General features: G+C 44.6%; 27 protein-coding genes, 1 pseudogene and 1 other annotated feature. Of the genes and pseudogenes, 19 read left to right on the top strand and 9 right to left on the bottom strand.

The features are described from left to right. Positions 1 to 39: 39 nt before the first annotated feature. Both EL268_RS15550 and EL268_RS15545 read left to right on the top strand, forming a co-directional pair. Complete coding sequence (locus EL268_RS15550; protein WP_106655197.1) at positions 40 to 489, top strand: hypothetical protein; 450 nt, start codon at positions 40 to 42, stop codon at positions 487 to 489. A 122-nt stretch (positions 490 to 611) separates the two neighbouring features. Beyond that, the gene (locus tag EL268_RS15545) at positions 612 to 947 is read left to right on the top strand and encodes a hypothetical protein (RefSeq protein ID WP_126435443.1); all 336 of its coding nucleotides are present in this window, start codon (positions 612 to 614) and stop codon (positions 945 to 947) included. A gap of 53 nt (positions 948 to 1,000) precedes the next feature. On the opposite strand, the gene EL268_RS15540 is transcribed toward EL268_RS15545, so the two are convergent. Beyond that, positions 1,001 to 1,591, bottom strand: a complete 591-nt coding sequence (locus EL268_RS15540; protein ID WP_106655199.1) for an NAD(P)H oxidoreductase — start codon at positions 1,589 to 1,591, stop codon at positions 1,001 to 1,003. A gap of 219 nt (positions 1,592 to 1,810) precedes the next feature. Here EL268_RS15540 and EL268_RS15535 point away from each other — a divergent pair, with 219 nt between their 5' ends. Genes EL268_RS15535 through EL268_RS15525 form a run of 3 tightly spaced genes read left to right on the top strand, consistent with a single transcriptional unit; the run spans position 1,811 to position 2,918 of the window. Then, complete coding sequence (locus EL268_RS15535) at positions 1,811 to 2,155, top strand: winged helix-turn-helix transcriptional regulator (RefSeq protein ID WP_106655200.1); 345 nt, start codon at positions 1,811 to 1,813, stop codon at positions 2,153 to 2,155. A 30-nt stretch (positions 2,156 to 2,185) separates the two neighbouring features. Next, entirely contained in the window at positions 2,186 to 2,476 is a 291-nt protein-coding gene (locus tag EL268_RS15530; protein WP_106655201.1) for a serine hydrolase domain-containing protein, read from the top strand. Beyond that, positions 2,463 to 2,918, top strand: coding sequence for a serine hydrolase domain-containing protein (locus EL268_RS15525; RefSeq protein ID WP_106655202.1), 456 nt, complete (start codon positions 2,463 to 2,465; stop codon positions 2,916 to 2,918). The genes EL268_RS15530 and EL268_RS15525 overlap by 14 nt, the downstream gene beginning before the upstream one ends. 63 nt (positions 2,919 to 2,981) lie before the next feature. Here EL268_RS15525 and EL268_RS15520 read toward each other — a convergent pair whose 3' ends face one another. Beyond that, the gene (locus EL268_RS15520) at positions 2,982 to 4,376 is read right to left on the bottom strand and encodes an MFS transporter (RefSeq protein WP_106655203.1); all 1,395 of its coding nucleotides are present in this window, start codon (positions 4,374 to 4,376) and stop codon (positions 2,982 to 2,984) included. Between the two features lie 210 nt (positions 4,377 to 4,586). Between EL268_RS15520 and EL268_RS15515 the strand changes: the two genes are divergently transcribed. Beyond that, positions 4,587 to 5,066: a MarR family winged helix-turn-helix transcriptional regulator gene (locus tag EL268_RS15515; RefSeq protein WP_106655204.1), complete on the top strand. Its 480-nt coding sequence runs from the start codon at positions 4,587 to 4,589 to the stop codon at positions 5,064 to 5,066. A gap of 94 nt (positions 5,067 to 5,160) precedes the next feature. Beyond that, on the top strand, positions 5,161 to 5,655 hold the full coding sequence (locus tag EL268_RS15510) for a YdhK family protein (protein ID WP_106655205.1): 495 nt from the start codon (positions 5,161 to 5,163) through the stop codon (positions 5,653 to 5,655). 93 nt (positions 5,656 to 5,748) lie between these two features. Here the strand turns inward: EL268_RS15510 and EL268_RS15505 are convergent, their stop codons facing one another. The 4 genes from EL268_RS15505 to EL268_RS15490 form a co-directional block, all read right to left on the bottom strand. After that, complete coding sequence (locus EL268_RS15505; RefSeq protein ID WP_106655206.1) at positions 5,749 to 6,219, bottom strand: GbsR/MarR family transcriptional regulator; 471 nt, start codon at positions 6,217 to 6,219, stop codon at positions 5,749 to 5,751. Positions 6,220 to 6,346: 127 nt separating this feature from the next. After that, positions 6,347 to 7,747, bottom strand: a complete 1,401-nt coding sequence (locus EL268_RS15500) for a M14 family zinc carboxypeptidase (RefSeq protein WP_232030481.1) — start codon at positions 7,745 to 7,747, stop codon at positions 6,347 to 6,349. Then, entirely contained in the window at positions 7,731 to 8,924 is a 1,194-nt protein-coding gene (locus EL268_RS15495; protein WP_106655208.1) for an MFS transporter, read from the bottom strand. The genes EL268_RS15500 and EL268_RS15495 overlap by 17 nt, the downstream gene beginning before the upstream one ends. Positions 8,925 to 9,228: 304 nt before the next feature. Further along, positions 9,229 to 9,858 carry a hypothetical protein gene (locus EL268_RS15490; protein WP_106655209.1) on the bottom strand — a complete coding sequence of 210 codons (630 nt, stop codon included), beginning with the start codon at positions 9,856 to 9,858 and terminating at the stop codon, positions 9,229 to 9,231. An 88-nt stretch (positions 9,859 to 9,946) separates the two neighbouring features. On the opposite strand from EL268_RS15490, the gene EL268_RS33125 reads away from it, so the two are divergent. The 3 genes from EL268_RS33125 (at position 9,947) to EL268_RS15475 (ending at position 12,749) form a co-directional block, all read left to right on the top strand. Continuing rightward, the gene (locus tag EL268_RS33125; protein ID WP_232030479.1) at positions 9,947 to 10,192 is read left to right on the top strand and encodes an acyl-CoA dehydrogenase family protein; all 246 of its coding nucleotides are present in this window, start codon (positions 9,947 to 9,949) and stop codon (positions 10,190 to 10,192) included. A 311-nt stretch (positions 10,193 to 10,503) separates the two neighbouring features. Beyond that, complete coding sequence (locus tag EL268_RS15480; protein WP_106655210.1) at positions 10,504 to 11,982, top strand: Lsa family ABC-F type ribosomal protection protein; 1,479 nt, start codon at positions 10,504 to 10,506, stop codon at positions 11,980 to 11,982. A gap of 176 nt (positions 11,983 to 12,158) precedes the next feature. Beyond that, positions 12,159 to 12,749 (top strand): dihydrofolate reductase family protein, encoded by a 591-nt coding sequence (locus EL268_RS15475; protein WP_106655211.1) that lies wholly within the window; start codon positions 12,159 to 12,161, stop codon positions 12,747 to 12,749. A 94-nt stretch (positions 12,750 to 12,843) separates the two neighbouring features. Here the strand turns inward: EL268_RS15475 and EL268_RS15470 are convergent, their stop codons facing one another. Further along, entirely contained in the window at positions 12,844 to 13,809 is a 966-nt protein-coding gene (locus tag EL268_RS15470) for a DHH family phosphoesterase (protein ID WP_106655212.1), read from the bottom strand. A gap of 13 nt (positions 13,810 to 13,822) precedes the next feature. Here EL268_RS15470 and EL268_RS15465 point away from each other — a divergent pair, with 13 nt between their 5' ends. Beyond that, positions 13,823 to 14,089: a hypothetical protein gene (locus EL268_RS15465; RefSeq protein ID WP_232030477.1), complete on the top strand. Its 267-nt coding sequence runs from the start codon at positions 13,823 to 13,825 to the stop codon at positions 14,087 to 14,089. A gap of 112 nt (positions 14,090 to 14,201) precedes the next feature. On the opposite strand, the gene EL268_RS15460 is transcribed toward EL268_RS15465, so the two are convergent. Together EL268_RS15460 and EL268_RS15455 are read right to left on the bottom strand one after the other, a co-directional pair. Next, positions 14,202 to 14,573 carry an ArsR/SmtB family transcription factor gene (locus tag EL268_RS15460; protein ID WP_106655213.1) on the bottom strand — a complete coding sequence of 124 codons (372 nt, stop codon included), beginning with the start codon at positions 14,571 to 14,573 and terminating at the stop codon, positions 14,202 to 14,204. Next, positions 14,574 to 15,008 (bottom strand): SRPBCC family protein, encoded by a 435-nt coding sequence (locus EL268_RS15455; protein WP_106655214.1) that lies wholly within the window; start codon positions 15,006 to 15,008, stop codon positions 14,574 to 14,576. Positions 15,009 to 15,254: 246 nt separating this feature from the next. Between EL268_RS15455 and EL268_RS15450 the strand changes: the two genes are divergently transcribed. The 8 genes and pseudogenes from EL268_RS15450 to tyrS all read left to right on the top strand — a co-directional run bounded on the left by EL268_RS15450 (position 15,255) and on the right by tyrS (position 25,710). After that, a complete protein-coding gene (locus EL268_RS15450; RefSeq protein ID WP_106655215.1) occupies positions 15,255 to 16,730 on the top strand; it encodes a protein adenylyltransferase SelO in 1,476 nt (491 codons plus the stop codon). Positions 16,731 to 16,836: 106 nt separating this feature from the next. Next, positions 16,837 to 17,655, top strand: coding sequence for a VHS/ENTH/ANTH domain-containing protein (locus EL268_RS15445; RefSeq protein WP_106655216.1), 819 nt, complete (start codon positions 16,837 to 16,839; stop codon positions 17,653 to 17,655). A gap of 109 nt (positions 17,656 to 17,764) precedes the next feature. Beyond that, positions 17,765 to 18,727: an AAA family ATPase gene (locus EL268_RS15440; protein ID WP_106655217.1), complete on the top strand. Its 963-nt coding sequence runs from the start codon at positions 17,765 to 17,767 to the stop codon at positions 18,725 to 18,727. A 14-nt stretch (positions 18,728 to 18,741) separates the two neighbouring features. Continuing rightward, complete coding sequence (locus tag EL268_RS15435; protein ID WP_106655218.1) at positions 18,742 to 19,380, top strand: RNA ligase family protein; 639 nt, start codon at positions 18,742 to 18,744, stop codon at positions 19,378 to 19,380. 123 nt (positions 19,381 to 19,503) lie between these two features. After that, positions 19,504 to 20,565 carry a suppressor of fused domain protein gene (locus EL268_RS15430; protein ID WP_106655219.1) on the top strand — a complete coding sequence of 354 codons (1,062 nt, stop codon included), beginning with the start codon at positions 19,504 to 19,506 and terminating at the stop codon, positions 20,563 to 20,565. A gap of 47 nt (positions 20,566 to 20,612) precedes the next feature. After that, positions 20,613 to 22,268: pseudogene (locus EL268_RS15425) on the top strand (DUF6138 family protein); the annotation flags it as partial. 314 nt (positions 22,269 to 22,582) lie between these two features. Beyond that, entirely contained in the window at positions 22,583 to 24,079 is a 1,497-nt protein-coding gene (locus EL268_RS15420) for an ATP-binding cassette domain-containing protein (protein WP_106655220.1), read from the top strand. 75 nt (positions 24,080 to 24,154) lie between these two features. Beyond that, positions 24,155 to 24,384: a binding site (T-box leader), on the top strand. Between the two features lie 57 nt (positions 24,385 to 24,441). Continuing rightward, positions 24,442 to 25,710 (top strand): tyrosine--tRNA ligase, encoded by a 1,269-nt coding sequence (gene tyrS / locus EL268_RS15415; RefSeq protein ID WP_429789990.1) that lies wholly within the window; start codon positions 24,442 to 24,444, stop codon positions 25,708 to 25,710. Positions 25,711 to 25,725 lie beyond the last annotated feature (15 nt).

Raw genomic sequence — 25,725 nt, 5'->3', positions numbered from 1 at the left:
ACAGAAGACAGCAAGAACCAGCTCAGCAGGTATTCCCGTATGTTGAGCACTTTTGCTAAAATCGAATACAAATATCTCGTTTTCTTGGCTCCACAGTCTATGGTCACCCAGGTGAGAACAGATCTTGCGCATCGATCCATTATCGCCAAAGATGTTTGTATCGGTTTTTTGTCATGGGAAGAGGTCTTGGAGCGGATGTTACAAGTTCACTTAGAGGACGCGCCTCCTTATCAAAAACTCATCATGCAAGATATACAAGCGTTGCTGGATCGAAAAGGTTTTGCACGGTTTACAGGATTTGATAAGGGGATAGCTGAACTTGATGTTACCAAGGAAGTGTATGAGTATCGGACTCAAGAAGATGATCGATCTGCTGGCCTACCGTGGCGATTTCAGAGACGGATCGAGCTGCCGAAGAGGAAGGCTCTGTTCCCCTTACAACAAAATTTTTGCGCTGGAAGTCTGACGCCCAAACAGATGGTTGGTTGAGCAGCAATTTTATCAAGTTGTATCAAAAAGCATCCGACCCATTATACAGCAGTCAAGATGGTCGTTCCATTTTTCAGGATACAGAGCTGCGAGCGGGTTCAGTGTATGGAGTGGAAATTGACTTGGCAGACGAAGAAGAGCGGAATTATCCTACGATTACTGTTTTTCGAAATCAATATCAACTTTCTGAATGGCCGCGGCTGCCGCAAATCTCCGATCATTGGATCTTTTATTACCCGCTGCATGACAGTGATTGCTTCACCTATACAAAAATGGAACAAGGTTACGATTTATGGATACACAAAGCAACGGCAAAGGGAAAAAAGAAATATTGGGGAATGGAGGAGGGCACGCTTGAGATCATTCCTTTAACGAGTGTTTTCGATTATCAGTCAGTCAAAAAAGAGATCTTTGAGAGAATGAATAGTTTCGGTGCACGAACATCCGACACCCGGTAAGCCACAAGGGTGGGAGTTTCCTTTCGTAACGCCCACCTATCGCTCAGATAAAATTAAATGGACAGGCTCTCTTTTTTCCCATAATGCAATCCCAGATGATAAGCACGGTCCAACAGCTGTTCGAAATGCGCAGGATTTTGCGCCAAGGTGTCATAAAGGAACGCAACCCTCGAGTTGTCGATTCCGACGTAACTGGAGATTCCGACATTGAGGTGATGCGCTATCATTTGGTCATAATTTCTTTTTTGAAAATGATCTTCAGGAGCAGCTGCGAGACCGATCCACAATGCATGCTTATGATGCAGTTTACGTGAGCCATAGGCAAACCCGTTGTTCCAGACGCGATCGATATATCCTTTCAGCATGGCGGGCATGCTGAACCACCAGATTGGAAAAATAAAGGCTAACGCGTCGTGTTTTCTCATCCTTTCCATTTCAATCTCGACCTCTTCGGAATATTTCTTATCTCCATTGTTCCAATCTGGCTCATCTTCCTCCCATAAAACAGGGTGAAAACCACTGCGATGCAAATACAAAACTTCAACCTCATGTCCTGCATCTTTTAGTCCCTGTACGAAACGTTCTGCAACGGCAAAGGTCAAGGAATTGGTCCGTGGATGGGTAACAACTGTGAGTACCTTCATTATCATACACCCTCTATTTCTGTAGGAATTTGTACACCAAAATCTTTGATGCGGTCGATAGCAAAACTGACAAGTAAGGTGCTGGTATATCCGAATCATGCACCATATAATGAATGGTGAAAAGTACGCACTTTTTTGTGCTTTTAATACCAAAAAGTAACATAGGAACAAAAAGGTTCCTTGTAAAAATCGTAAATAATGAGGGAGGAGAGCCAATCGATGAGGCCAAAGCTCAAACATACATACCAGATTCCTTCTGAAGCAACACTAGATGTTTTAGGGGGGAAATGGAAAACTTTGATTTTATGTCAGTTATACTACGGCCCCAAAAGAACGAGCGAATTGAAAAAACAAATGCCGGACATTAGCCAAAAAATCCTGACACAGCAGCTTCGCGAGCTAGAAGAGGACGGAATCGTCATCAGAACCGTGTACAGCCAAGTACCGCCAAAGGTCGAGTATGAATTGAGTGAATTAGGAGAATCGCTCAAACCAATCATGGATCTCATGTGTGAATGGGGCGAACGTTACCTTCGGGGGGAAATACCGGGGAAAAAGTCTTAAATACCGAACGGTCGAAGGAGGAACAGTCACGTGCATTCATCCTTGTTTCCACTTGCAGACCCTGCAAAAACGCGGTTAGATACAGAGCTACTCAAGGAATTTGACAGAAAGGTCAGAAAAGAGAAGGTCGTCAGCTGCCTCATCATGCAAGACGGTCATCTGGCTTACGAATATCATAAAAACAAGAAGCAAGCGGAAAAACTTCAAAAGATCAACTCTTGCACAAAAAGCTTTATTTCGGTACTCATTGGGATTGCATTGGATCAAGGACTGATCGCTGTCTGCCATCCTGCAAAAGGCAACAGGCATGAGCACATATGATTTTGCCAAAAAGCATCTCTTTCAGCCACTGAACATCGAAGATTCGTATTGGTATTCTGACGGACAGGGGATTCATAACGGGGGAGACGGATTACGCCTTACTTCGCGTGATATGGCAAAGCTAGGATTACTCTATCTGCAAGGCGGTCAATGGCAAGAAAAGCAGATTGTTTCAGCAGCATGGGTTCAAAAATCGATTCAGCCAATATTTCGGACATACGAGAGGATTGGGTCTTACGGCTTGCATTGGTGGAGTGATAGAATCGATCCAAGCGATGACTGGACAGAGGACAACTTCTACTATTTTGCCCTTGGATTTGGAGGGCAGTACATACTGATTGTTCCTTCGAGAAAGAGAATTGTTGTGTTTAGCAGTGAGCTGTACGATCATTCTTTGCGGCCGCTTGCTTTATTCAGAAAGTACATACTTGCAGCGGAATAGAACGAAAACCAGTTCAGGACACGAGCAGGTCCTTAGAACTGGTTTCTTTTTACATGAAACATTTTACTCGGACGGTTCGTCTTTATGGACAAGAGTTGTACTGGTACTGGCATGGAATTGCAGGCGATACAGGATCCAAACTCCTATGATGAGAATGGCTAGCAGGAGGAAGATGTTGCTGTACACAGATGCTGCCGGATTGGTTACCAACGGATTGATCTTCATCGTTGCCGCTTGATTGTCCAATGCTTTTCCAATTAGGCTCATAGCAACGGCACCTGAGATGAAGTTGAGCATCGAGAATAGTCCCATACCGACGCCTGTCTGTTCCTTCACGAGAGTTCTCGAAAGTGTATTGGACAAGGCGATTTGCATGAAGGTTTGACCTACATTGCCCAAAATGAGAATGACAGCAATGGCGATTGGCGAAATGCCGACGAAGGTCGAGAGCAGACTGAAGCATACAAGCATAAAGAAAGCAGCAAGCGAGACAACAAAGAAGTTCCCGCGTTCATCTGCGAGCAGACCGCCTTTTCGTCCCATGAGTGCAGAGGCAATTGCGGCAGGAAAAAGGACAAAGCCGATACTTCCGGCAGGCAACTGATTAAGTGCGCTCAAAAATTGCGGGGTCATGAACATGACACTAAAGCTCAAGGCTGTCGATAGAAAAGCGATGATCAAGCCTACTGAAAAGTATCGGTTGCGGAACAAACCAGGTTGAATAAAGGGATGTTCGGCAGTCCGAATCCGCACGATGAACATAGCCAGCAGCACAATTCCCCCTGCGAATAACAGTCCGCTGCTCTCGGTAATCGACAGGAGAAACACGGCAACTGCTGCAGCCAATAGTCCTCCTCCGAGGAAGTCAATTGATCCAGGGGCTCCCTTTTCATCGTCCAAATATTTTCGGAAGAAGGGGAGAGTAAAGAGCGGCAGCAAAGAAATAAGAAACAGCATGCGCCAGCTTCCAAAGCTAGCCATCAGTCCCGCCACCACCGGACCAAACGCATTTCCCAAGGCAAGTCCGACAGCAGAAGTACCAAGAGCTCGTCCTCGTTGCTCAGGAGCGAAATAGCGAATCGGAATAATCATGGCGGTCGCTGGCAGAACCGATGCACCAGAGGCTTGCAAGATGCGTCCAAGAATAATCATCCAGTATTCCGTGGCGATCATTCCTACAATGGAACCAACTGCGAAAATAAGGAGACCGTATGTCAGAAGGTCCTTGAGCCTATATTGGTCAGCGAGCTTGCCAAAAACAACCGAGCCGATGGCATAGACGACCATGTATCCCGTCATTATCCAACTGACTTGCGAAGGCATCAGATGGAATTCCTGTGCAATTTCCGGCAAAGCAACATTAAACATCGTTCCATTCATGACCGAAAAAATCAAGGTGACGACAAGGACTCGAAGGAGCTTGTTGCTATTCTCCATGGCAAAATCGGAGTGATTCATGTGTATTCCTCCATTTCCAGGGTAATTCTCAAAGGCATTCAGGCCGCTCGATGTTGCATATAGCGTAAGATTCGCTACAATAATGAGAATACCGACGAAATTAGTGCGTGTTCCTCATAGTGAGCTTCCTCACTAAACAACTATAGAATAGTGAGTAACCTCTGTAAATGAGGGTATTCGTTTTCCGCACAATTGTCAAGGAGGTCTACCATGTTTCCCAATCCTATCAGTCCACCAGCGATTGATATCATTCACATTCTGATTCGTGCCACCTATTCTATTCAGCGAGAATTCGAGACCAAATTGGCTGCCCTTGATATTCCATACCATATCTCTGGGCCAAGACTACGTTTGCTATCTATCGTTTCAGAAGCCGGAAAAATTCGCATGAATGAGCTCGCTTCAAAATTGGGTGTAAAGCCGCGCACCGTTACGGATTTTATTGATGCCTTGGAGCGTGACAAGCTGCTGGTGCGGATCCCTGATCCGACTGATCGCCGTGCCACCTTGATCCAGCTCACGGAATTAGCCCAATCCAGCATAGATCAAGTTTTGGCACTGCAAACGGATATTGCCGAAAGTATACTCGAGGATCTGCCAAGTGAACAGCGGAAGCAGTTCTACGCGCTGCTTTTACAGTTGATTGAAAACAAGGATTTGTCAATTCCTTCCAAGGATGCGTTCAAGTAAAGCAACGGATAAGGAAGGTTTCGTGTACCCATAATACCTTACATCAAGAGGAAATCGACTACGGACAGACAACAAAGAATTCGAGGTGTTTGGAATGAAAAAATGGAAACTGATATCACTTATGCTGATTACCGCGATGGGATTAAGTGCATGTGGCGGTCCTGCTGCACCGGATGTGCTGGAGCAAGTAGAGGCTGTACCGAAACCTACGTATACAGTAGGGAGTGAAGTCATTTTAAAAGCAAGCCACCAACCAGGGATGCAAGGGGCGAAAGCAAAAATCGTGGGGGCTTACGACACGACGGCCTATTCAGTTACCTATACGCCTACAACGGGTGAGCCCCCTGTGAAAGGATATAAATGGATTATTCAAGAAGAAATCAAGAACTATATCAAGCAACCGTATAATCCGGGAACGGAAGTCGTCTTGAAGGCGGATCATGTGAAAGGGATGCTCGATGCATCAGCCAAGCTTGATACGGCAAATACAATGACTGTCTATATGATCGATTACACTCCCACGACAGGGGAAGGAGAAGTTAAGAACTACAAATGGGTAACGGAAGATGAGATTTCACCAGTCAAATGATCGATGCCATCCTCTTATGAAAAAAGGCAGCCGTGGCTTCTTCAGCGCCAAAGCTGCCTTTCTGCTTTTTCCATTGATACGTGCTGTTTGATGTTACATGCGACGAGCCTTCCACTCAGTGAGCATTTGATTGAGAGATTCCCTGTATAGGTCAATTGCTTCCAGCGTCTCATGGAATCGCTGCATAACTAGCTCACTTTGCTTCAAATTTTCAATTCGCATTCCTTTTTCTATGACATTCTTTAATGATAGGATTCGCTCTAAACCCTGAATAAGCTCTTCCTCAATTGTGTTTGGTGCCATGATGTAATAGCTCACACGGTCGCCTGTCACACTCTTTTTTTCCGCGAATCCAATTTTCAAAAGCATGCGCATATTGGTAGATACGCTTCCTAGACTGACTTGTAATGTAGTGGCAATCTGCTCAGATGAAAGGGGTTCCTGAGAGACCATCAACAGTCCAATAATCCGGCCAGCAATTCTGGATAATCCTTGATTTTCGTGATGGAGAGCCATTTCTTCAATCAATTGCATCGTTTCCGCCGTTAATTTGTTCAACTTCATGACTCCTTTTCCTCGTTTTGCCCGATTTCCATGCTTTTGTCTATTATACTACCAATAGTCATCGCTTTCTTCAGAAAATACCAAAAGAAAATGCGCCTGCTCTGCTGACAGGCGCTCACGTCATTCCTTATTTTAGTGGCGTTGTAGTACTTTCATGGGTTTGACGAAGATATTCCATTATCATCAAGGCAGAACCTAGCTGGACACCGCACAATTCGCGCAGCGGACGCATCGACCAATTAAAAAAGGAGAGTAGCTCTTCTAAGCCTTGATTTAGCCATTTTTCTGAATCTGCTCGAATCTCTGAAAGGGTGATGTTGTCGGGCTGGGCATCCAGCATGCGGATCAGCATGCTACAGCAGCATAGAGAACTCCATAAAGTGCGTAATTTCAGGTCAAACATTTCAGCTACTGTTGCGAAGCGTGCTAAAGCTGCATCACTTTCAGCTGATTGTAAATGATGGGATCGAACTTCCTCCATACCGATCAAAAAATCCTCTACAGATCGCTGGAATCTGGTTGGTCTCGTTATGAATGGCTGTGCGCTTTGGTACTGTTTGGATAAAAAAGCAATCTGTTCACCTTCCAGTTTGGCTATGTCCAGCGTAGCATCCTTGTAGCTATGAGTGGTTTCAGATTTATCTCCCATCCTTGGATCCGTAAACAACGATATTTCCGAAACAAGGCAAAAGGTACGGTAACGTGTCCCAGCATAATCGCGGGATGAGCCCCCCATGAGGATTGCTTTCGCAGGGTCTTCTCCAGTAGGCAGGATACTTTGGTAGTAATCGTACATAGAAGACAGCTCAGGCAGCTGATAAAAACCGGGTTGGATAGAAGGCATGAATGGTGCCTCCGGTTCGCCGATCATCAGCGGTAATTGATGATCATGGGTCAGTTTTATGATCTGTTCACACAATGCATCGGGAAGAGGGGTCGATACATAATAAAACGTTCCAGTTTGATCGGAGCTGTGCAAGCTGTTGAGGAAATGCGGCTTGGCTTCATCAATCGCCCGCATAAATGCGACGGTTTCAGGAATGGGCTCGCTGAAGCTCAACGTTTTATAGGCATACGGGAATGTCCATTCCACTTGTTCGAGCATACTGGGACGATAGTAGCTGCGAATGTAACGGTCTGGAGAAAAGGGGCCGCCGTACCATCCTTCATTCAATCGGCAACCATCTACATCGATTTCTTTGATGATATAAAAGGTATAATCCATTTGCTCTAATAGGGCAGTATCCTCACATAGCTTTTTGCTGAGGTACTCTAGGGATAGAGCTCCAATCGGCTCATTCGGATGCGGACAACCGACGAACAGCGCGCGATGCTGACCATTTCCAATTCGCAGCATGAGGATTGGGTGTCCTTCTGTTGAGTGACCAATGGTACTGAGGGTAACTAGATCTGGATAGGCGGCTGCTAATTCACGGGAAGAGGTGTCCAATTCCTCAATGGTTAGAAAATGTGAGAAATCAGGCATTTCTTGCAGCATTTTTTGAATGAAATCAGTCAAGCTCCTCACTCCTTTTGAGATGGATAAGAAAGGATGAAACTAAAGCGATTCCTGCACCTACTAGCAATAGGGAAAAACCGGCTTGAAAGGAGAACGCAAGAATGAATGCGCCCATCGCGATTGGTGTAAAAATACTTGCCAGTTTTCCTCCGGTTAACAGAATTCCACTAGCAGTACCCAAAGCATCAGAGGGAATGATACGCATGGTAAATCCAAGAATGGGTTGAGTGGTAAGGGAGAGAAAAAACAAAGAGATCGACTCAAACAACAGAAACCAGTTGACATTGTCAGATAGGATCATAAGCGTAAGGAAAATCGTTGAGAGCAGAAGGGACGGAATGACCAACGTTCGAAACTTTTGATGAAAATAACGGTCAAATAACCAACCGCCTGCCAAATTGCCAAGCATGGAAATGAGAAGAGGAAGCGATGCGTAGAAGCCTGATTGGGTAATAGCGAGATGCTTTTCCGTTGTTAAGTAGGTAGGTACCCATGTCAAGCAGCCAACCATCACGATTTGAATTCCACAGAGCATACTTGTTAGTTTCAACAAATGCTCATTAAGCAAAAGAGATAGGAAAGGGAGAGGTTTCGGTTTTGATGCTGAGCTTGAAGGTGGTTCCTTTACGAAAGGACGGGGAAGGAATATCCAGAGAATGGGGGCCATGAGCAGGCCGATTGATGCTGTAACAAAAGTAGCTTCTTGCCATCCCAGTATCGCAATCAATGGTGCTACGAGAAAAGGGGCAAGTCCAGTCCCAATTGGTTCGGCTGATGAAACGATGGATAATGTGGTCGTACGGATGTTTGCAGGTGTACGTTCGGCAATTGCTTTTAACATAGCGGGCATTAGCGGGGCATCGATAAACCCCAACAAAAAACGGACAACGAGTAAGGCTGCAAAACCTGTGACCGCCCCTGTAAGTGCTGTCAATATTGCCCACAGTACCAAACTGATTACAATAATCTGCTTCGATCCTCGTTTATCAGCAATGATCCCTCCTGGAATGGTAAAAATCGCGAAGCCTAAAAAATAAACACTCACGATCGCGCCTTGCTCCACTGGATTCAGATGAAATTCCTCTCCAATAAGTGGTAGTGCCATAATGATGCTGTACGAGCCAAGAACCCCTACGAGCGTATTGACAAACAAGAGCATAGCACTGATCGAAGCAGCCTTTTTCATATGCATCACCTCCTAAGATAGATGTGTTATGTGTATTATCTTAATTATTTTCAGTTATTTTAGTCAATACTGAAATTACTGAAATTGATTTCGTCTGAAAAAACTCCTAGCCAGGAGGAGAGCGGCCATTTTGTCACGGAGGATCCTTCTGGCAATCTGATTCAACTGCACATGTAATTGGAAGCAGCTGAGAGCTACATTTCGAATAACGAAAACGACCTGTGGGTTGCATGAATGGTTTTCCATCATGCTACCTACAGGTCGTTTATTTATCTCATTTCGTAACTAATTGTATCCGTTATGATTAGTACTTTCTCGTGAGGATTCGAGAATTCGCCCCGTCTACAGTGATTTCCCAGCCTCTTGGTATTTCATAAGCAAAGGATGGCGAAGGATGCTTGATCGCTTCAATGCTGGATTCAGTAGGGATACTGGTGATATTTACGATATGTTTTTCAAAGAGATTTAGATTTACCACGACCCAGCCATATGGTACAGGTTGGCCGGTAGAGACCCATTTATTCTCCAGCTCATGAGGCTGGTACCGTTTTTTATTCTCATTTCTGATATCAATATAAGCCTGTCTCTTGCTGTTATAACCTCGACCGATTTCTACCCAGCCAGAAGGGATGTTAAAGCTTAAGCTTCTTTCCACTTGCCCATAATTAGCGCCATTAATATATTTCGCTACTTCATATCCACGCTGTGTTCCGCGATGTGGCTCTTTTTCAATCGAAATCCATCCATTCGGAAAGAATGTATCGTATGCCACTACTAACGTATCGCCGTACCGCCAGTTTCCTTCAAAGATATTTTTTTGTGGACGGACGATAGAGTCTTTTCCTTTTGCTACCGCATCTGCTGCTTGTGTCGGGACGATCAGGAATGATGATGCCAAAACGAGAATACCCAGACTTCTTACCACGTTTTTCATAGCTTTACTCCTCCATATGAATGCAATAAGTAAAATGAATTTCAATAAGCATGAGAATTCTAAACATATTTGAAATTTCTTTCTTTTTATGGAAAAAAATATCATTGGAGATTTGCATCAAGGCTTCGGTAAAGCCGTGCATGGAGTGGATATCGTCAGGATTGTTATGGCTTCGAATTATATTGATGCGGTGCAATTTGGACTGACCAATGAAATGAAGCTGGAGAAAGTATGGAGATGGGCCAGAACATTGCGTATTCCGGATGGAACAACTGAAATACAAAAACGGACGATTGCAAGACGATTGCTGCAAGGGGACACAAGCTTTCAGTAGAGGCACAGTAAAAAAACGGAAATAGTACTGGTTGAAACGTACAAATGAATATGATATGATGCTGTTAACTTAATGACTGGAGCTGAAGAGTATAATGGATAATTTTCTTGCTTAAAAAATAAAACAAACAGCGATATCCTTCGCTTGTTTTATTCTTTATGTGCAAGAAAGTTACTTATATCTCTTCACTCAAACAATATATCCTTATCCTAACTCCATTTTTTGAGTTGGATTTGCTGTATTTATTTGAGCTACAAGAGAGTAACTTTCTTGTAGCTTTTCTATTTTTTTGCATACAGGGGGATAATTGTATGTCGCTAATTAGTGTAAATAACCTGACGTTTGCCTATGAAGGCAGCTTCGATAACATTTTTGAAAACGTGAGCTTCCAAATCGATACGGATTGGAAATTGGGCTTTACGGGAAGAAACGGGAGAGGGAAGACGACCTTTCTCAACCTGTTGCTTGGTAAGTATGAATACAGCGGAAAGATAAGCGCTCATGTCAGCTTTGAATACTTCCCATTCCAAGTCGAGAACAAAGAATATCTTACCCTTGATATCGTTCAAGACATTGTCCCGGACTATCAGTTATGGGAATTAATGCGCGAGTTCTCCCTCTTAAAGGTTTCAGAGGATGTTCTATATCGTCCCTTTGAATCTTTGTCTAACGGAGAGCAAACGAAAGTGATGTTAGCCGCCTTATTTCTAAAGGAAAACAGTTTTTTGTTAATTGATGAGCCAACGAATCATCTCGACATGCATGCAAGGGAGCTCGTCAGTGATTATCTCCATTCCAAAAGCGGTTATATTCTGGTGTCCCACGACCGAGCATTTCTAGACAACTGTGTCGACCACATCCTGTCCATCAACAAGACGAACATCGAGGTGCAAAAAGGGAGTTTCTCCGATTGGTGGGAAAATAAACAGAGACAGGATAACTATGAACTTGCTGAGAACGAGAAGCTCAAAAAAGACATTAAACGCTTGTCGGACGCAGCCAAACGTACAAGCAACTGGTCGGACGCTGTGGAAAAGACGAAAAATGGAACATTGAATTCCGGTTCCAAAGTAGACAAAGGGTATGTCGGCCATAAGGCTGCGAAAATGATGAAGCGCTCCAAATCGATTGAGCAAAGACAGCAATCCGCTATTGATGAAAAATCGAAGCTGCTGAAAAACATTGAAAACAAGGATAGTTTAAAGATTGCACAGCTTGCTTATCATAAAAGTCAACTGGCCGAACTGGAGAAGGTTTCGATTTATTACGGAGAGAAGCTAGTTTGCTCCGATGTCAACTTTACGATTGAACAGGGGGAGCGTATTGCGCTCGCAGGCAAGAACGGTTCAGGAAAATCCAGCATTCTCAAGCTCATTTGTGAGGAGAACATCGATTATACGGGCACCTTCCGAAAGGGGAGTCAACTGAAAATCTCGTATGTTTCTCAAGACACTTCCCATCTAAAGGGCAATCTCACTGACTTCGCGCGAGACAACGGGATCGATGAAAGCCTGTTTAAATCGATTTTGCGCAAGCTGGATTTTTCCCGCGTGCAATTTGAGAAGGATATCTCCGCTTTTAGTGGCGGGCAGAAGAAAAAAGTACTCATTGCGAAAAGTCTTTGCGAGAAAGCACATCTTCATATTTGGGATGAGCCGTTAAACTTTATTGACGTGATTTCTCGCATGCAAATTGAAGAGCTGCTCCTTGAACACTCGCCAACGATTCTTTTTGTGGAGCATGACAGGGAGTTTTGCAATAACATCGCTACAAAGATCGTTGAACTGTAATAAGACGTAAAGTCTCTAAAAGGAAGAAGGTGGGGAAAACCGTTTCGTTTTCCTCACCTTTTTTTCGTATGAGGAAAAGGGACTATTCGGAAGGGAAATGTGAGCAATCGAGAAGAAATACTAAGTAGTGAAATGTGGTAATTTTAAGATAATAATAAAAGAATGGCGGAGATCCGATGGGGAAAATAATTGCAAATGTAAGCAGCACATTAAATGGTATCTACACTGGGCCAACAGGAGAAGAAGACAATATGGTTAGCTGGGCGTTGCCTGGTATCATCGACGCCACAGATGATGGTCTTGCGTTCTTCCAGAGGGTTGACGCAATTTTGATGGGGCGGGTCACCTATGAAGGCTTTGCAAGCTATTGGCCGTTCCAAGAGGGAGATTGGGCTGATGCTATGAATAAGACACAAAAGTATGTAGCAACCAATAATAGTGAGCTTACGGAAGCTCATTGGGGGGACTATGCCGATACGATTACACTCCTTCATTCTGATGTCATGACGAAAATAAAGGAACTAAAAACACAAATCAAGGGTGATATCATTGTTCCTGCAAGCGCGGGTCTTGTTCAAAGTTTAATCAATGCGGATCTGCTTGATGAACTCCGAATGATTATTCATCCGGTCTTAATGGGCAGCGGCAAATTTTACTTTGACAACATCCAAACACGACATGATATGAAGTTGATAGAAACGAAGCTTTACGGAAAAAGCGGATCCATACAACTGCGTTATGAGATCGGAGAGGCACAAGAAAAATAAAAAGGTTGTTTAACAATCAGGCGTTTTCTGGAGTAACAAAAAGTCCAATTTCTCAATTTCATGGATGGAGAAATTGGACTTTATATTTTTTTCTCTAATCCGTTCGTAAAGCAGGGTACACGTAAGCCTTTAACGTAACACCCGTAAAGGAACATCCAGACGCCTTTGGATGACCGCCGCCTCCGTAATGCTGGGCGATCACAGACAGATCCACATCTTCTCGAATGGTTCGAAAGCTGATTCTGCCTTTTCCAGGATCGAGCATTGCGACGAAATCAATCATTTCTGCATGTTTACATAAGAAATTGCCTGTTGTGGAGTGATACTGTTCAAGGAAAACGACGCCCACTTGATACGTTTTTGGCTCTTCTAAATCGATTTCTACGGGAATCAGCTTCATTTGCTTCAGCTTTTTTTGCTCAAACTCATCGATTCGCTTTTCTTCTGTGTAGATGAGAATCGATTCTACCTCGTCAAATACGAATTGATCCGTATCGGCACCCTCACCACGCAAGCGTCCCAGCACATTTTGAACAAACGTTTCTCGCTCGACCATATAGAATAAAATGTTCAGTTGATTCGCCTGTATTGTACCGGTTGCATCCCAGTCCCACGTATCAAAGGAACGAACCAGCTCCACATAGTGAGAGAGAACGCCAGTAGGAGACAGATATCCGTGGTTAACCAGGTAATCATAATAAAGGCTCGTTGCCGAGGTCTTTTTCCCTGATTCTTCGATGATAACCTTTGCCCAATCGTATTTGGATGCCAATGGCAAGGCGGTTGGGTGATGGTCGATCAAGACCAATACATGTCCTTGATCGATCTTTTTCTGAATGAGCAAAGCGACCTCGTCATTGACACTCACATCGGTTATCACGACATACATATCGAGCGTAAGCTCTTCTTCGATGAACTTTTGTACTTCTTGATTGACAGTGTAAGGCGTCACTCCGCGGGAATCGACTTCTTGATTGGAAAAAGCAATCCGACTCAGGATCGCACATGATTCGCCATCCAAATCCTTATCACTGAAATGCACGATTTTTTGATGATTCATGAAGCATCTCCTTATGAAAGAGGTTCGTCATTCAAACTACCATTCATTGTTTTTCCCATTCTGTCTTGTTGAATTCAACTACGCTGAAGTAACGACAAACACTTTGCCAGCGACTGTTGGTACAGACAACAAAGCGGAAGTAAAGGCGAAGACACTGTTCTTCGTATTGAGCGGAGATAACAAAGACCATATGTTGGATTCAGAAGATGGCAAAGCTTATGGAACTGCATCGCTGCACTTGACCGAATCCACTGAACTGACCGAGCTGTTGAACAAGTAATCGAACTACCCAGGCTGTCGAGAAATCGGCAGTCTTTTGCTATTCGAAATACCTGATCAAAGAAAACCCTCTTGATCTTGGGTCAATCGCTCAAGAGGGAAGGCATGACAAACTATTTCCTTGGTTGATGCGGTTCCGTTTGCACGACAGTCAGCTCCGTATCTCCATCGGTCTCCACCAAATGCTTCAGCATAGACAGCTTGTTGTTCCAGAACTGCTCGTAAAAGGAAAGCCACTGTTTTACCTCGGTCAGGGGACCGGGATGTAACCGATAAATTCTCTCGCGACCTACCTTATGTCCCGTAACCAAATCTGCATCCGCAAGTATATGAAGATGCTTGACCACAGCAGTTCGGCTTATGGGGAAATGAGAGGTAATCGCTGAGATCGGCAATTCTTTTTCAGCTAGCAAGCGAAGTACTTCTCGACGAGTAGGATCAGCGATCGCTTGAAATACATCAACCTTTTCTGCTGAAGCAGACATTTAGCCTTCCACAACCTTTTTCAGACGCTCGTGAACAATGCCAACCCAGCCTTGATTCATTCTGTCGCGAATCACTGCGCTCTTCTCGTTTGCTTTTCCGATGATAGCATCTGCTGCCCCCCAACCACCATGAATCAGGGTAAACTCCGTTTTATCCCCCATGTCTTTTAAAAGAAAAGAAACTACCCAGCCATCCGTATCCCAGGCAAAAGAAAGGCGATGAGGAGCTTCTACTTCCAACACTTTGCAAGGGGACGGCCCAAATGGCGATTGGATATGAAATTCATGACCAACGACAGGCTGAAAATCATTAGGCATGAACCAAGCAGAAATGGCTTCCGCAGTGGATACTTTCTCCCATACCTTTTGGATAGGAGCATCGAAAACGATGGTTTGTTTAATGTCTTCTACGGCTTGCTGATTGTTCTGTTCCACAAAAATCTCTCCGTTTCGTAGTGTAAATATAACACCTTTTGGTTTTATTTTATGATGATATAACACCTTTTAGTTTTATGTAAATGGTATTTTTCCTCCAATTAATGAAATATATTCGGCGAGGAGTGCGCTAAAAATGTGCGAATGTGCTCCTATTTTGCATGAAAAGGGTATAATAAATTGGCAAAATGTATCATGCGTACCGTTACGTCCATTCAAATAACGCCAATCGATAAAGGAGATACAATGACAGACAAAAAAACACCAATCGAACCTGGATGGAACTTCGATAACAGCTATACAACGCTGCCAAAATCATTTTTTTCTAGGCTAAATCCACCTCCTGTACGATCACCGAAGCTAGCCATTCTCAATGAACGCTTGGCAAAATCGCTAGGGTTGAATGTCGAAGCTCTGCAAAGCGAAGAAGTGATAGCCATGCTCGCGGGAAACAAAACCCCAGAAGGTGCAATGCCTCTCGCTCAGGCATATGCGGGACACCAATTTGGCCATTTTACCATGCTGGGCGACGGCAGGGCTCTCCTGCTTGGCGAGCAGATTACGCCCTCCGGCGAGCGCTTTGACATCCAATTGAAAGGCTCAGGCAGAACGCCTTATTCACGCGGCGGCGATGGCAGGGCAGCCCTTGGACCGATGCTGCGTGAATACATCATTAGCGAGGCGATGCATGGACTCGGTATTCCTACTACTCGGAGCCTTGCCGTAGTGACAACCGGCGAGTCTATCTATCGTGAAACCGAGCTGCCTGGTGCCATTTTGACGCGTGTCGCTGCCAGTCATATCAGGGTAGGAACGTTCCAATTCGCGGCAAGATGGTGCTCCATAGAAGATCTCCGCGCGTTAGCTGATTACACGTTGCAACGACATTTCCCAGAGATCGCAGCAGAGGAAAATCGCTATCTCCTCCTACTGAAAGGAGTCATCCAGCGCCAGGCTGCGTTGATTGCCAAGTGGCAACTCGTGGGCTTTATTCACGGGGTCATGAATACCGACAACATGGCGATCAGCGGCGAGACCATTGATTACGGTCCTTGCGCTTTCATGGACACGTATGATCCCGCAACTGTATTCAGCTCCATTGACGTTCAGGGCCGTTACGCTTACGGAAATCAGCCGTACATTGCCGTGTGGAATTTATCTCGGTTTGCGGAATCCTTATTGCCGTTGCTTCATGAAAATGAAGCGAAGGCAGTGAAAATAGCCGAAGACGCCCTTGCCGAATTTAGCAAGCTGTATCACAGCAATTGGCTCACAGGAATGCGGGCAAAGCTCGGATTGTTTAACGAAGAGGAACAAGACGAAGCGTTGATCGAAGGTCTGCTCAACATGATGAAGGACCATCGTGCAGACTATACAAATACATTCCGTGCTTTCACGCTTAATCAACTAGAAGATACCGCTCTGTTTGGCACGAGCGAATTCAAGGAGTGGCATGAGCAATGGAAAGCGCGACTAGCTAGACAACCAGAAGACTCTGCAGCAATGCAACAGTTGATGAAAAAGAGTAATCCGGCAGTCATCCCTCGGAACCATCGTGTAGAAGAAGCGTTGGAAGCAGCATGGAAAGAGGGCGACTACACAGTGATGGAACGGCTCCTAGCAGTCCTTTCTGATCCATATGCTTACACTCCTGAACAGGTTGAATACACGACGTTACCAGCGGAATCGGCATGTCGTTACCAAACGTTTTGCGGTACGTGAAAGCACGCAATCAGAGTCCAATGATCTTTCATGCGTTGGACTCTTTTTTCATACGTCAGATTCGCGCTAAAATATGGAAAGACAAGAAAAAAGGAGCAATCATTTTATGGATAAAAAAGCAAAGCAAATCTTAATGAAAACATTTTGGAGCAGCAAAGGCTGGAACAGTACTCCGTACGATTTTTCGGGAGAAGATTTTGAATACGCAAAAGGCAAAGGTCTCATGTTTGACCCGCTGACGATCAGTCACGAGGAATGCATAGACAAAATCATTGCCCTGCATGAAAAAGTGACAAAAGAGCAAGTCGCCGCTGCATTTTTGCACAGTCTCTCGACGCGAAAAGTGTACCTGCGCAGTGTCTTGTCTAGTTGGGCTTTGACGGAGCCATTGAAAGCCCATGCGTTCGAAAGCAACGTCGGCAAGTATATAAATCCAGAAAACGGCACCTATTTCGCTATGTACGGAGACTGCCATCTTTGCGACTGCTACCATATTGCAAGCAGAGAGCAGTATACGGATGAAGATTTGAATGTATTGAATTTCGAAAGAATCAAGTGGGGAGGTATACGCCTGAACTATTTATCGTACCTCATGCTTGATTTGGAGCTAGTAAGCAAGGAAGAAAATCTTTCGGTACAGGAAGAAGATATTGCAATCTTCCGACAGGTGCTAGACATCATCGCAAGCAGTGAACCAACTGATGCCGCTCGTCAACTGGAGAAGCGCCTTAATGGAGTCTTTCCATCTAGCAAGAACGAACGGGATGTCTTCATGGAAATTCTTGCATCCGCTGGGATCTTGGCTCCAAGCAAGGACAGACCAGGTCGTGGCGGGAAGAACGACTTTTTCGCTGTCGTGAATTGGCGCGGTGAGGATAGCTATTCGGAGCAAGCTGTCCAGAACTTCTTTGGTCCGTGGCTGTAAAGAACGGAAAATCTAGGAATAAAGAAGGGTGCCATCTATACGCGATGTGTGTATAATATTGGAAAAGCGTGTCGAAATTTAGTTCTTATTGAAAGGAGGTGAGATATAAGTGAAAAAGAAATTAATCGTCCTGTCAGGCATTGCGGGCAGTGGCAAAAGCAAGTGGGCACAAGAAATTGCCAAAAAGGAACGGGCAACCATCGTGTCTACGGATGAAATTCGCCAAAACTTATTCGGTGATGAGCGAAAACAAAAAAAGTCAGCGCAAGTATTTTTTGAGGTTTATTCAAAAATTGCAACAGAGCTGGCAAATGGAAAGAATGTCATCTTAGACGCGACCAATATCGACAGAGAGAAAAGAATGAAGGTCCTTGCCAAATTTCCCGATGTTCAAAAGGAATGCTATTACTTGGATGTTCCTTATTCTGTTTGCCTGGAGCGCAATCGTTCCCGAAAGAGAACCGTAGACGAATACATCTTGGCGAAGATGCGGAAGAACTTTCATTTTCCCATTAAGAAGGAAGGTTGGGATCACATTCATCTCTTGCACGAATCAATTCCTTATGCCATTGAAAAAGAAGAGTTTATTCAATTGCTTCAAAATGAACCCTCCTATGAAGAGCTGTTCGACGGGCTGAATGCCATACCGATCTTCCGTGAGATGTATCAGTTTAATCAGGAAAACCCTTATCATCAGTATCCTTTGTGCAAGCATACGTATCATGTTTTCGATTATGTAAACGCCTTTTATACAGAAGAAGACAAATTTCTCATGCAAGTGGTCGCCTTGTTTCACGATACAGGAAAACCATTTTGCAAAACCTACAAACCGATGAAAGGCCATTACTCCTACTACGGACATGAGCATGTTTCTGCGCAAATTGCTTGCCATTTCTTAAAAGAATTAGGATTCGAAGATGATTTTATCTTCGAAGTCGTCAATCTGATTCAAATGCACATGAAGATTAACTACGGGACACAGCAAGATATTTCCGAGATTTATCATTTATTGGGCGAGGAGTACCTGTGGAAGCTGTACTTTTTCAAGGAAGGAGATGCCTATGCCAAATAAGGAGGTGAAAAATGATGTTGAAAAAATACCCGAGAACCTTTCATTTACCCTGGTCAAGAAGTAGAACCGACGATGATAAGATTTTACGATCGGTTACTCACTTCGAGGGAAAAGAAGTAGTCGTGACAGAAAAACTGGATGGAGAGAATACGACTCTATACAGAAACCACATCCATGCAAGGTCACTCGATAGCAAAGACCACGCATCTAGACATTGGGTAAAGATGCTGCACGGGACGATTTCGTTTCATATCCCGGAAGGCTGGAGAATATGCGGGGAAAATGTATATGCTCTGCACTCCATCTACTACGAACACCTAACGAGCTATTTCTACGTTTTCTCGATCTGGAATGAAAACAATGAATGCTTGTCGTGGGATGAAACGGTCGAATGGGCCGAATTGCTTGGCTTAGAAACAGCGCCTGTCTTATACAGGGGGATTTGGAAGGAAGAGACCGTAAAAAGTTGCTACACCAAACAATCTGTCTTCGGCGGTGAACAAGAAGGGTACGTGGTACGCGTAACGGAGAGGTTTCCGTACGAAGATTTTAAACAATCGGTCGCCAAGTTTGTGCGCAAAAATCATGTGCAAACCGACCAGCATTGGTTATCGAAGCCAGTCGTTCCGAATGGGATAGCACCAACCGATTAAAGACTTTTGAATAGAAGGGAATGAGAACGATGTAATTTGTTAAGTGGTATTGACGGTCTAATAGAGTATCCAAAATTCATTTTGGCTATTGTTAAGACAGTCATTACATGGGAGGCAAGAACGATGAGTGAAGAAATGATGTCAGCGGGCTGGGATGCCATTGATCAGGAGATGAGAAATATTTATGGAGAGCAGGAGCCGAAGCATTACGGGACACTCATCTCGTATGCGCTGGGTGGTAACGATCCATTGGATGGAATAAGCGCCTATAAATCAGACGAGCCTTACCCGCATTGGCATTTTGTGACCTATGGATTTACCGAGCTGTATGAAAAGGAATCCGAGAATGAAGAGGAAAGCGGTTTTGGCTTTGAATTGACGTTTCGATTGGCGCGAAAGGACGACGAGGAAGAACCTCCTGCTTGGGCGCTGAATCTGCTTCAAAATATGGGGCGTTACGTATTCAACACGGGCAATGTGTTTCAAGCAGGTGATCATTTGGATGCAAACGGACCGATATGCTTGGGTGCCGATACCGAACTGACTGCACTCGCTTTTGTCAAGGACCCGCAGCTTGCCGAAATCGATACGCCGAATGGTCGAGTCCAATTCTTGCAAATGGTTGGGATCACAGGTGATGAACTCGATGCGATGATGGCTTGGAATACACATGGCGTACTCCAATCTGGCTTGCCGTACATGCCTTCCTATATAACCGATCTCGAGCGGGATTCTCTCCTGCGCAACTCTACAGTTTCTGATGCTGTTCAAAAAGGAATGGAACAAGAAGGCTCCAACACTGCCTATTTGTTTGTGAGTCAGCTTGGCTGGGAGCCAGGTAAAAAGGGCTTCTTGAAGAAAACGCCTTCGACCCTGAGGCTGGGAGCTAAGCAAGCGGAAGTTATCGGAAAAATTCTCCGTGGACGTCTGCGAAAAGGGGAAAGCCTGAGCCTGGTGGGACCTGATGTCCGCGTTGTATTTGAGGCAGGAGACAAGCCTGAATGTATTCCTGGAGAGGACGTCATTCGCTTTGTTCTCGATGATGCGACGACGAATGCACTTACCAAGCAGTTGCTTCCAAAGGAAAGCAGCTTTGAGATCCCTTCCCTGAAAGGAATTGCTATAAACATTGTGAAAACCAATATTACTGATAGCGAGGGCAATGTCGTCAAGGTCATCGGTTAGGACGGTAGCGTTGTTTTGGCGAGGAGGAGAGTCATTCAATGAATTAGGCAGCAGAAGCATTTCTAAATGAAGTATGGACTTCCATCCAAGAAATTTACAATAAAGAGAACCAGCGGATCAACGAGATCAAAGACTGGAGTCAACTGCAGGCGGGGATCAAAGACTACTTGAGGGTCGCATGGAGAAAAGGAAAACTTAATTGGGCCAATGGCAAAATCCACGTGGATGTCCATGAACCGTTCAGTTGGAGCGACGACTCATACAAATATGACGCGGGTTCTTACATGGAGGAGCTTACAGAGGAAATGCTTATGCAAGAGTTTTTTCCGGCACTGTGTGAACGTATGGAATCCCTTTTCCTTTCCAACGACTATGGTCCTCGCTTTTTTAATTACCGCTTCGAGCTCGTTTTCGAATTCGAGTGGAAACAATCGGTGCAATGCCATTCTCACCATTTCATAAACGAGCGAAAACGCGAGAGTCTAAAACAAGCACTGGATCAATTTATAGAGACAAAAATTAAAGCAGAGCTTCCTGTACGTCCGAAAGAAAGAGATGATTTCTTCTTCGCTCATTGTCTCGTCAATCCCGATCTGATGGAACAAAAACAGGAGGTAATCGAACCGCTCATCCAGCGCCTTAGCGAAAAGCTGCGCTCCAATAAAGAACGCAGTGATTCGTGGACATATCACTATACTTTGGCTTTAAGAGGCTGGGCCGATGAGCGTTTTTTAGTCAAATTTTTCGATCGTACCGGGCACTATGGAATGGATTGGGTTTTGAAACCTGAGCAGGAGCGTCAGGAACCAAAGACAGAGGAGCTGGACTTTTTCCTGTACGTCGCTCTCGCAATAGGTAACAAGGAACCGGACACCCGCAAGAAGTTCTTGGACCTCGCTGTTCAGCTGGGCTCCAAGCGAGCTGTGGACTATGTAAAACGGGGCAGCGGCCGCTTTGAAAACGAGTATAAAAGCAGTCTGATTCAAGCAAGCGCCAATGACGTTTTGCAAGCAATCGACATCCGGATCGTATCTGAGGAAGAAGCTGCCTATGGTGAAGCCATCGATTTTATCAACGGCCTTTTGCGTGAAGGCTTTCCCAAAGGGTACAAGCTCAAGCTGAAGAGCAGCGAAAAGCACTACCTGCCAGTAAAAAAGCTGGCGAAGTCTGGTCTCCATCAGTTTTTTGCGAATGCGTCGCGTTATCCTGTCTTATACCCGAAAATCGCAGAATATGCCGAGCTTGCGATGGAAGAGTTCGCGTGGTACGGGGATGTAGAGCCTAGTGAGAAATCCGTCATGCCTGGCACCTATGCGGTATTTGCACTTGGGTTAACTAGCAGTGATTATTTTCCGCTCGTTCGTCGCTATATGCAGCTGGTCGACACCGAGCATCAGTCTGCCCAGGACGATTATGCCATCCCTTTTATGGAGGCGCACGGTGTAACCGTAGAGATTATGCCGGTACTCGTCTCTCTTTTGCTTGGCAGTGGCGAAGGGGCGAAGCCTTTGAAAAATATGACTATCGATCGTCCAGAACTGGTGGATGCTCTCATAGCGGAGCTGGCAGCGATGGATGATTACCATCGGGAAACCGTTATTTATCGCCTGTTCGGCGGGAATAAGAAGCTCGCACAGGCGGTAAAAAAGGAATCTTCCCCCATCAAAGACAAGCTTGCACAATTGCTAGCCTTGGTGGAATAGCTTCATTGACAATATTTAGAAGGCCATGCTATATGGAAGGCAACTACATGAAACGGAGGGTGAATGATTTGCGCCATTGTTTATTTATTGGAAAAGCCAATCCTATAATAAATAAACAAGAAGCCAAATTCACCCGCAAATTTATATCTTGAATTCCTGTATGGGCTATTTTCCATATAGCGTTTTCTAGTATGAGAGCAAGATGCTTCTGTTTATTGGACAGAAGCATCTTTTTTTGTTGTCAAAAAAAGGGGGTGATACAGATGAACAAAGAGTAAATGACGAGAAACAGAAAAACGAAATGGGGAATCCAAATGGTTGAACTGCACAATATCACGATTACCACCAAAAAAGACGACAGGACTCTCATTGAAAATTTGCATCTGACCCTGCAACTCGGCGACAAGATTGCCATCATCGGGGAAGAGGGAAATGGAAAAAGCAGCTTATTAAAATTCATTTACGCGGAACAAATGATTGCCGAGTATTGTACATTTGAAGGGAAAGTATTGAGAAACGAATGTTCCATGGGTTTTCTTTCCCAGGAGCTATCGGACGAAGAAAGACAAATGACCATCGCCGACTTTTTTGCTGAAAATCAATGGAGCAAAGAACTGGTGAGAGCGATGGATGATTTCGACATTCATGTATTGGATTCAGATAAAAAAATGGGTGTTCTGTCTGGTGGTGAGCGTTTCAAATACCGTTTTTTAAGTCTACTGGCGCAGAAGCCTGATGTTCTATTACTGGACGAACCCACGAATGATTTGGATATTCAATCAATGGAGCGGCTGGAAGAATTTATTCAACAGACGGATATTCCTGTCCTCTATGTATCGCATGACGAAACTTTTATTGCAAATACAGCAAACAGTATCCTTCATATGGAACTGACGAAGCGCAAACAAGTACCCAAACATACGTTTTCAAGAGAACCATATGAGATTTACCTCGCCAATCGGGAGAACGGCTTGAGCAAACAAGAACAGATAGCCAAAAAGCAAGCTTCTGATCATAGAAAGCAAATGGAGAAATGGCATGACATTTGGAATAAGGCGGAGCATCAGCATCGAAACGTACGGTCAGATCCGCGACTGCAAAAGAAAATCAAGTCTTTGAAAAATCAAAGAGAGCGAATGGAGAAAGCGTCGGAATCGTTTCTAGAGGTCCCGAGTGTGGAAGAAGCGAGCGAATTCCGATTTGATTCAGCGGTACATGTCCCCGGTAGTAAACAAATCCTCGACTATTCATTGGAAGTACTGCAAATAGCGAACAAACAGCTATCGAAACAGATTCATTTATCGATCAAGGGGCCAGAAAAAATCGCGATTATTGGGGAAAATGGGATCGGAAAAACGACCTTGCTGAAAAAGATCATGGATGAGCTAGTTCAGCACTCTTCATTAAAGATCGGATACATGCCACAAAACTATGAGGACCAACTGGATTCAACCCAAACACCGATTGAATTCTCGGAAACAACGGGGAATAAAGATGCGATTACAAAAGCGTATACCCATTTAGGCAGTATGAAATTTACAAAAGAGGAGATGCATCAACCGATTCAAAAATTATCTGGAGGACAGAAAGCGAAATTACTCCTGTTAAAAATGATTTTGGAGCAGTGCGAAATATTGATACTGGATGAACCGACCCGAAACTTCAGTCCTTTGACGACTCCTGTTCTGTGCCGCGCCTTAACGGCTTTTGACGGTGTGATTATCAGTATTTCGCATGATCGACGGTATTTACATGAAGTCGCAACAGCTGTTTATGAACTAACTTCCGACGGTCTCACGAAAATAAAATAAGGGATCGTGGCGGAATCATTGCTACATGGTTGACATTGCTATTTGAATTCAATATACTGACTTTAATTTCATATGAAACATACGTTGAAAGAGCCCAGTAGCAGCTTATTCCCTGTTCTAGAAAGCCGGGGGTTGATGGAACCCGGTACACAATAAGCGAGCGAATTACACTCTGGAGTATCTCGGGTAATGCCGAGCGGAATCGCGAACGATAACTCGCTACGAGTGGCATGAATGGCCTGCGCTAACGCTTGGGTCCATTGGTGCAAGATGGGTGGTAACACGGTTATTCAATCGTCCCTATGTCTACAATAGACAAGGGGCGATTTTTTGTTTTTTACCATAGGAGATTGAAGGAGTGTATGGCAGTGAATATTATCGACGAACTCGAATGGCGCGAAGCCGTCAATCAGCAAACAGATGCAGAAGGGCTGCGAGAATTAACGAATGAAAAAGCAGTCTCGTTATATTGTGGTGTAGATCCAACAGGTGACAGCATGCATATCGGTCACTTGATTCCTTTCATGGTACTGAAACGCTTCCAGCTCGCTGGTCATCGTCCGGTCATTTTGATCGGTGGTGCAACAGGTACAATTGGCGATCCGAGCGGCCGTCAATCTGAGCGCTCTTTGCAAACACTGGAACAAATACAGGAGAATGTCGAAAAACTCACTGCACAGATGAAAAAGCTGTTCATTACAGAAGGAGACAACCAAATCCGTTTGGTGAACAACTACGACTGGACGCACAAAATCAATGTCATTGAATTTTTGCGGGATTACGGGAAAAACTTCAGCATCAATACGATGCTTGCCAAGGATGTCGTGTCGAGCAGACTGGAAAGCGGCATTTCGTTTACGGAGTTTTCCTATCAAATTCTGCAATCGCTGGATTACCTGCATCTGTACAAACATGAAGATGTTCAGCTGCAAATCGGCGGTTCCGACCAATGGGGCAACATTACGAGCGGTCTCGATCTGATTCGCAAAAAAGAAGGGCCAGAAGCAAAAGCATTCGGTCTCACGATTCCTCTGATGCTGAAGGCAGATGGAACGAAATTCGGGAAGACAGCAGGAGGAGCCATCTGGCTCGATCCAAACAAGACAACACCATTCGAATTCTACCAATTCTGGGCGAATACCGACGACCGCGATGTTGTGAAATACTTGAAATACTTTACGTTCCTCTCCAAAGAGCAAATCGAAGAACTGGCTGAAAAAGTACAGACTGAGCCACATAAACGCGAGGCGCAAAAAGCGCTGGCTGAGGAAATGACGAGATTTGTGCACGGCGAGGAATTGCTGGAGCAGGCGAAACGCATTACAGCTGCTTTGTTTACTGGTGATATTAAATCGCTGTCGGCAGATGAGATCGAGCAAGGGTTCAAAGAAATGCCGACGTTCGAATCTACCCTCGAAACGAAGAACATTGTCGACTGGCTCGTTGAGATTGGCATTGAGCCATCCAAGCGTCAAGCACGTGAGGATATTACAAAAGGGGCTATCTCCATGAATGGCGAGCGCGTTACCGATCTGGAACTGGAAGTAACGCCAAGTCTCGCTATCGGCGGTCGCTTCATCATTATCCGCAAAGGCAAGAAAAACTACAGCTTGGTAAAATTGTCTCAATAGATGAAGAAATAAGAA

The sequence above is a fragment of the Brevibacillus brevis genome (assembly GCF_900637055.1).
Classification (GTDB): domain Bacteria; phylum Bacillota; class Bacilli; order Brevibacillales; family Brevibacillaceae; genus Brevibacillus; species Brevibacillus brevis.
This window is presented reverse-complemented; position numbering and strand designations above follow the sequence as displayed.